7 protein-coding genes are annotated in these 7,097 nt (G+C 62.8%); 4 read left to right on the forward strand and 3 right to left on the reverse strand.

Going from position 1 to position 7,097, the window contains the following annotated elements; all coding sequences use genetic code 11:
- Nucleotides 1–287 precede the first annotated feature (287 nt).
- The 3 genes from EN939_RS14730 to EN939_RS14745 form a co-directional block, all read right to left on the reverse strand.
- The gene (locus tag EN939_RS14730; protein ID WP_164748840.1) at nt 288–605 is read right to left on the reverse strand and encodes a hypothetical protein; all 318 of its coding nucleotides are present in this window, start codon (nt 603–605) and stop codon (nt 288–290) included.
- Between the two features lie 239 nt (nt 606–844).
- A complete protein-coding gene (locus tag EN939_RS14735; RefSeq protein ID WP_127268586.1) occupies nt 845–1,054 on the reverse strand; it encodes a hypothetical protein in 210 nt (69 codons plus the stop codon).
- A 1,049-nt stretch (nt 1,055–2,103) separates the two neighbouring features.
- Nucleotides 2,104–2,781, reverse strand: coding sequence for a GntR family transcriptional regulator (locus EN939_RS14745; protein WP_127268588.1), 678 nt, complete (start codon nt 2,779–2,781; stop codon nt 2,104–2,106).
- A 133-nt stretch (nt 2,782–2,914) separates the two neighbouring features.
- On the opposite strand from EN939_RS14745, the gene EN939_RS14750 reads away from it, so the two are divergent.
- From EN939_RS14750 to EN939_RS14765, 4 genes are all read left to right on the forward strand, one after another.
- Nucleotides 2,915–3,502: an amino acid synthesis family protein gene (locus EN939_RS14750; protein WP_127268589.1), complete on the forward strand. Its 588-nt coding sequence runs from the start codon at nt 2,915–2,917 to the stop codon at nt 3,500–3,502.
- Complete coding sequence (locus tag EN939_RS39720; protein ID WP_127268590.1) at nt 3,495–5,303, forward strand: alpha/beta fold hydrolase; 1,809 nt, start codon at nt 3,495–3,497, stop codon at nt 5,301–5,303. The genes EN939_RS14750 and EN939_RS39720 overlap by 8 nt, the downstream gene beginning before the upstream one ends.
- Complete coding sequence (locus EN939_RS14760; RefSeq protein ID WP_127268591.1) at nt 5,300–6,337, forward strand: LLM class flavin-dependent oxidoreductase; 1,038 nt, start codon at nt 5,300–5,302, stop codon at nt 6,335–6,337. Before EN939_RS39720 ends, EN939_RS14760 begins: the two co-directional genes overlap by 4 nt.
- A gap of 10 nt (nt 6,338–6,347) precedes the next feature.
- Nucleotides 6,348–7,097 (forward strand): aldehyde dehydrogenase family protein (locus EN939_RS14765; protein WP_127268592.1); only part of this gene is annotated, 750 nt, incomplete at its 3' end.

Raw genomic sequence — 7,097 nt, forward strand, 5'->3', positions numbered from 1 at the left:
GATGAACCCATGTCGTCATGCCTGTTTGGTCTCCCAGGCCAAGCGAACGCTATTCCATGTCCGGCACGTCGCCACCTACAAACAGAGTTGTCGGCTCGCCATACTCACCCACCGAAGGGTTACCCTCGCGCGACCACGCAATGACGCCAGCATGCTTGCCGCCAGTCTCCTCGCAGTGCGTATCGCTCTGCCCAGTCGGCTGCCATGCCGGTTTGCAGGTCGCCGGTCTCATGACCGTCGAAGGCCGTGACCACGATCAGCCTGGTGCTTTGTGTTGGGAGAGTAAACTATTTGACCTGGAGGGTGTCTTTCCGCTGGACCAACAGCCGGTTGAAGTTGAGCGGCGCAGGGGGAAGAATCTCCGTCATCTCGAATAGAGGCACAGGGCCTTCCGGCTCCGGTGCTTTCTGCTTGGCCTTCAGGTCCGTGATCTCCTCGTCGCGCCGCGCAATCCGGCTTTCCAGATTGGCAATGCGCTCCGCAAGAAAATAGCGCCCCACGGCAAATCCGCCGCCGCCGAACAACGCGGCAGACGTAGCAAAGGCCAGCGGGTTAGCCGCCACCAGCGAAGAGTTGCTTTGAATGAAAGCGATAAGGTCATGCATGGCTAAAAAGCTCTCCTCTCACGCCGAGGACAATTCAACCAGCCGACGGGTCGCGCGAGGGATCGTCATACCAAGTCGCACCCGATCAGTATTGGGCAACTTCGCCCTCCGGCCTGGCCCTGCCGTGCGGAGCGCCGCGAGTGTGTCAGCACAAGCTTCCTCAGATGTCTCGTTCCATTCATCCCACTATCGTCGCCGTAGGGCGGCGGGGCTGGATCAGTTTGCGACGTTCACGCCAGTCATCCCACGACAGGGCCCGTATCATCATAGCCAATGGAGACTATCCCCGGATGCCTGTGGGCTATGGCGAGTATCTGAGTCTCTAGTTCGCAGTTGTAGGTCATTAACGCCTTCACGGTCTCAAGCGGGCTATCGTAGCGAGCGATAAGCTTCACGGCTTCATAGTGCAGTTCGGCTTTGGCATCGGCCTCCGGGTACATCGTTCCCATCGCGGTTCCTCCTTGCGCTGCATACGGGTGATGCAGTGAGCAGCATCAAGTCGCTCCTTTGGCGAGGCAGAGTGTCATGATGTGTCCATTCGCAATGACTCCGAATATATGGCCATAGTGAACAAAAAGGGAACAAAATGTCAAGGACGACCTGAGTCGGAGAGGACTTCTATTTTGGACATGCCCCGGGTAAAAGGCCCCCCGCGCTTAGCAAATCCTGTGTCGAGCACATGAGGTCGGGCTGCTCGTCCGCGTCTGCGTCAACGGCAGCATCACCTGTGGGCCGAGCAAGCACGGTTGCCGCGCGCATGTGGCGGCAACGGCTGCTCGATTCGTAGATCAGGTTAAGAACGCGGCGAGGCCGCAGCCGGCTGCTGGTCGAGAAGAACACCTCGACGGGCATGCCGCGGCGCCAGGGTCAGTCCTTTGAGTCTGGTAAGTTCCGCGCGCGGCAAATCGACGTGCACCTTCCGATCCGGAGTGCGCAATGCCCGACCGTCTGAAGGGCCACTCAAATTTTCTGACCCAGTCGAGGTGGAGGCTATCATAGTTGATTGTTGCTGCCGGTGACCTGGCGTAATCAAAGGCTCACGTAGCTTTCCAACAGAGGACGGTATGTTGTATCCAGGTCGATTTTTAGAACCGAGCGACATTGTGATGCTTGCCCGTGTTTGTGAGACGGTCTGCAAAGAGCGCGGCGTACCTGTTGCTTCGCGGGCGGGAGAGCGCACGGCTGCGCACGTACTCAGGCTGTTCATGAACGGCTTGAGTGGGGAGAATGAGCTGCTCGATGCTGAGAGGAACTGGGCTCGACGGAGTGATCTGGCTTTCGAGAAGGCTGCTGTCAGCTACGATGACACAAGAGAGGCCGCGTGATTAGCTTCCTGAGAATCGAAGTAGCGAAGAAAACCGCTCGCTCCACGCGACGAGCCCCAGAGGCACCCTCTGGATAGAGCAGGGTGTTGCTGCGGCATTCTTAAGGTGAGGTAAAGCTTCCGCACGCAGCCCGATTCGTGGGCGATCGGCTCTGTTGGAATTTGGTGGTGAGACTAAGGACAATCGACGCGTAGTGTGTTCCGGGCGATCTTCCAGGCGGACTCGACATGCCGCCGCGCTGCTGCTTCCGCCGCTTCCGGCTTGTGTGCGCGGATCGCATCCATTATCTCGTTCATCTCGGCGATCGCCGCTTCGCGGCGGTTGGTCGAGACGATTGTCATCGAACGAAGCTGGTTGATGCGGACATTCAGCCCGGAGACGATTTCCCAGGCGACACGCTTGTCGGCGGCCTCGAACAGTGCCTCGTAGAATTTGGTCGTCGCCCGCATCACCGCAGGCGGCGTCGCCGACGCCCACGCATCGAACAAATCCGCCAGCGCCCCTTCGAGCGTTGCCAACTGCTCGCCGGTGGCCGACAGGGCACAGGCTCGGGCCGCGATGCCTTCAAGCAGAGCCCGAAGCTCGTAGATCTCGTCGGTACGGCCGAGGTCCGGCCTGGCGACGGCCGGCCCATGCCCAGGGATCATCTGCACGAGCCCCTCTGCCTCCAGCTGCCGCAGTACCTCACGCACGACGGAACGGCTGACGCCGAGCTGGTCGCAAAGCGGCCGTTCGACAAGCCTTTCGCCAGGCTGGAAATGGAAATCCATGATCGCTTCGCGCATGCGCTCCAGCGCCAGCGTCCTCAAGGTCTTGGAGCTGCGGTCGATGCGAAGCGTGTCGTCTGGCATGCATGCCTCCTGCGCCGCTACGAAAACAGATTCGATGCCCGGTTGACAAGGTACTTGGCGCTCCATAGCATGGTATACCATAAGATGATAGCGGGATTGGATGTCCCGAGGCACCACCTACCCAAGGAATTCCATGCAGCCCGCCATTCGTAAGATCGTTACCTATACCGAGAACACGCTGATCGAAGGCGGCAAGGCCGCCCCCCGGCCGCTGCGCCTTATCGGCGTCGCAGCGGTGCTGACCAATCCCTGGGCCGGTCGCGGCTTCACCGACGATCTGTCGCCCCAAATCCGAGCCTGTGCGCCGGTGCTGGGAGAGATCCTGACCCATGAGATCGTTGCCGCCGCCGGTTCCGGCGAGGCTATCGAGGGCTATGGCAAGGCCGCCATCTGCGGTACGTCGGGCGAGATCGAGCATGCGTCGGCGTTGATCCATACGCTGCACTTCGGCAACCACTATCGGCGTGCCGTAAGCGCCAAGACCTACCTTGCCTTCACCAATCTGCGCGGCGGGCCCAACACCCCGATCATCATTCCGCTGATGGACAAAAATGACGAAGGGCGGCGCTCGCATTACCTCACCGTGCATTTCCAGATCGGCGATGCACCGGCGCCCGACGAGCTGGTTGTGGCGCTCGGCGCCTCGATCGGCGGCCGCCCGCATCATCGAATCGGCGACCGCTACCAGGACCTCAAAGAGCTTGGGGACGTGCATGGCTGACGCTTCCGCATCGGCATGGGCTCGACGGGGTGCGGCGCCCGACGGCACCGGCTTCATCCGTGTCGGCGCGGGCGCACCGGTGCTTTTTATTCATGGCGTTGGTATGAACGCCGCGATCTGGCAGCCGCAGATCGAGCGGATGTCCGATAGCTTCGACGTCATCGCCATCGACATGCTCGGCCACGGTCAGTCGCCGCTGCCGCCGCAGAACCCAGAACTCGCCGACTATGCTGATCAGGCCATTCGCCTGCTCGACCATCTCGGCCTCGACAAAGTATCCGTCATCGGCCACTCGATGGGCGCGCTCGTTGCCCAGGAACTCGCGCTACGCGCAGCCGAGCGCGTCCGCCGCATCGTCTCGCTGAATGCCGTGTTCCGGCGGCCACCTGAACTGGCCGAAGCTGTTCGCCAGCGCGCGGTGGCGCTTACCGGCAAGAGTGGGGTGACCGGCACGGCACAGACCATTGCCCGTTGGTTCGGAGATCCGGTGCCGGTCGAGCTCGAGGCGGCTGCACGGAAGACGGCCGCCGTACTGGGTGCCGTCGACCCGGAAGGTTATGCTCGCACCTATCGCCTGTTCGCTCGTGCCGACAGCGACCACGCTGACCGCCTGCCGAGGCTAGCCGTACCGGCCCTGTTCATGACCGGTTCCGAGGACAGGAATTCTTCGCCGGCAATGTCGGCCGCGATGGCGCGGCTGGCGCCGCATGGCCGCTGCACAGTGCTCTCAGGCGAGCGGCATATGATGGCGGTGGCGGATCCCGGCCTGACGACGCGCCATATCGTCGACTTCCTCAAAGAAGGCGAAGCGATCGAGCAAGACAGCGCTGCCGCGGCGAACACCGGGTTCGACGGCAGCGAGTTCCGCCGTGCGCTGGGTTCCTTCCTCACCGGCGTCACCATCGTCACCACCATCGGGCCCGAAGGCGAGCCGCGCGGCTTCACCGCCAACTCCTTCACCTCGGTGTCGCTCGATCCACCTTTGGTGCTGGTCTGCATCGCTCATAAGGCGGTTGGCCATCCTGTCTTTGCGACATCGAAAAGCTTCGCCATCAACGTCCTCAACGAGGATCAGAAGGCAGCGTCCGGCATATTCGCCTCGAAAGCGGCCGACAAGTTCGCCGCCGTTGCCTGGAGACCGGGACGAACGGGCAGCCCCGTGCTGGACGGCTCCGTCGCATCCTTCGACTGCGACATGGAGCGGCTGGTCAATGCCGGTGATCATTCAATCCTCATTGGCCGCGTCCGCGATTTCGAGCACAATTCCGCGCAGCCGCTCGGCTATTGCCGCGGCGCGTATGTCGCGCCCGGCCTCAGCCAGGACGCGCTGGCAGCCACCCAGCCCGGCACCGATGTCGGCGCCATCCTCGAGAATGGCGGCCGAATCCTGTTCCTGGAGACGGCGGATGGTTTTGAACTGCCGCGCGGTCGAGGTCTGGGTGCGGCTGGCGATGGGAAAAGCCTGCGAGGGGTGCTTGCCGCGAGGGCCATCGAGGCCAAGCTGGGCTTCCTTTTCGCCGTCTGGGACGATGCCAGAGATGTTTCGCGCACACATGTCTACTATCGCGGCACGTTCGACGTGCCCGCTTCCAGCGATCGCGGCATCAGGCTGGTCGAGATCCACGCGATCGAGGAGTTGAAGATCGCCGATCCGGCGATCCGCTCGATGCTCGCACGCTATGTCAAGGAATGCTCAGTGGATGCATTCGGCGTCTATGTCGGCAACGATGTCGAAGGCGAGGTCCGGCCGCTCGCCAGGACCGCCGGTTCCACAGCACCCACCACAGGTGACCAGCGATGAAATTCTCGCTCTTCGTGCACATGGAACGGTCGGACTTGGCCAAGCCGCATTCCGAGCTTGTGACCGAGCTCGAGGAGCTGGTCCTGATGGCCGAACAGGCAGGGTTCGAGACCGCCTGGATCGGCGAGCATCACGGCATGGAATTCACCATCTCGCCCAATCCCTTCATCAACATCGCCTATCTCGCGGCCAAAACCAGCCACATCCGCCTTGGCACTGGAACCGTGATCGCGCCCTTCTGGCATCCGATCAAGCTTGCCGGCGAAGCCGCGATGGCCGACGTCATCAGTGGCGGCCGGCTCGACATCGGCATTGCGCGCGGCGCCTACAGCTATGAATATCAGCGTATCTTCCCGGGGCTCGACGCCTGGGGCGCCGGCCAGCGCATGCGCGAGATCATACCGGCGATCCGCGGCCTCTGGGACGGCGACTTCGAACTCTCCGGCGAGTTCTGGCAATTCCCGCCGACCACCTCCTCGCCCAAGCCGCTGCAGAAACCCTACCCGCCGATCTGGGTGGCGGCCCGCGACCCGAATTCGCACGATTTCGCTGTCGCCAATGGCTGCAAGGTCCAGGTGACGCCGCTGGCTTCCGGCGACGAGGAGGTGACGAGCCTGATGCAGCGCTTCAACGCCGCATGCGCCGCGCATCCCGAGATCGAACGGCCGGAAATCATGCTTTTGATGCACACCTTCGTCGCCGAAGACGCGGCCGACGCCGATCGCCTCACGCAGGACCTGTCGACTTTCTATTGCCAGTTCGGCGCCTGGTTCCAGAACAAGAAGCCGGTGCATCAAGGCGTTTTAGAGCTGCTGACGCCGGACGAGATCGCGGCCATGCCACAATACGCGCCCGACAAGATCAGGCAGAACCTGGTGATTGGCGAGGCCGATGAGGTCATCGCCCGGCTGAAGGACTATGAGGCGCTCGGCTACGACCAGTATTCGATCTGGATCGACAGCGGCCTTTCGCACAAGCGCAAGATGAAATCGCTGCAACTGTTCATCGACCGGGTGATGCCGGCCTTCCTCTGATCGCGAGCCCATGACCGACGCCCTCTTCAGGAACTTCATCGACGGCCGCTTCGACGAACCGTCCGCCACTTTCGACAGCGTCGACCCGTCGACCGGGGCGGCCTGGGCGAAGATGCCGGCGGCGAGCGAAGCCGATGTCGACCGTGCCGTCGAGGCGGCGCACCGCGCACTGCGCTCAGACCTATGGCGAAGGATGACGGCGACGGCGCGTGGCAAGCTGCTGGTCAAGCTCGGCGACCTCGTCGCCGCCAATGCCGGGCGCCTTGCCGAGCTCGAGACACGAGACACCGGCAAGATCATCCGCGAGACCCGCGCCCAGATCGCCTATGTCGGCGACTACTACCGCTATTATGGCGGACTGGCCGACAAGCACGAAGGCGCGCATGTGCCGATCGACAAGCCCGATCTCGACGTCACCATCCGTCGCGAGCCGATTGGCGTCGTTGCCGCGGTGGTGCCGTGGAACTCACAGCTCTTCCTCTCGGCCGTCAAGCTCGGCCCGGCGCTCGCCGCCGGCTGCACCATCGTGCTTAAGGCTTCCGAGGACGGCCCGGCGCCGCTGCTCGCCTTTGCCGAACTGGTCCAGCAGGCCGGCTTCCCCTCAGGCGTCGTCAACATCCTCACCGGCTTTGGCCAGGAGTGCGGCCGGCGCCTGACCAGCCATCCGCTGGTTTCGCGCGTCGCCTTCACCGGCGGTCCATCGACGGCGCGCGCCATCGTAAGGAACACGGCGGAGAACCTTGCCTACACCACTCTGGAA

Source organism: Mesorhizobium sp. M7A.F.Ca.CA.002.05.1.1, assembly GCF_003998335.1.
Lineage (GTDB): Bacteria > Pseudomonadota > Alphaproteobacteria > Rhizobiales > Rhizobiaceae > Mesorhizobium.

What these genes read in the sequence shown, in the direction of transcription:
- EN939_RS14730 (WP_164748840.1), bottom strand. Translation starts at nt 605, where the DNA reads ATGCATGACCTTATCGCTTTCATTCAAAGCAACTCTTCGCTGGTGGCG.
- EN939_RS14735 (WP_127268586.1), bottom strand. Translation starts at nt 1,054, where the DNA reads ATGGGAACGATGTACCCGGAGGCCGATGCCAAAGCCGAACTGCACTAT.
- EN939_RS14745 (WP_127268588.1), bottom strand. Translation starts at nt 2,781, where the DNA reads ATGCCAGACGACACGCTTCGCATCGACCGCAGCTCCAAGACCTTGAGG.
- EN939_RS14750 (WP_127268589.1), top strand. Translation starts at nt 2,915, where the DNA reads ATGCAGCCCGCCATTCGTAAGATCGTTACCTATACCGAGAACACGCTG.
- EN939_RS39720 (WP_127268590.1), top strand. Translation starts at nt 3,495, where the DNA reads ATGGCTGACGCTTCCGCATCGGCATGGGCTCGACGGGGTGCGGCGCCC.
- EN939_RS14760 (WP_127268591.1), top strand. Translation starts at nt 5,300, where the DNA reads ATGAAATTCTCGCTCTTCGTGCACATGGAACGGTCGGACTTGGCCAAG.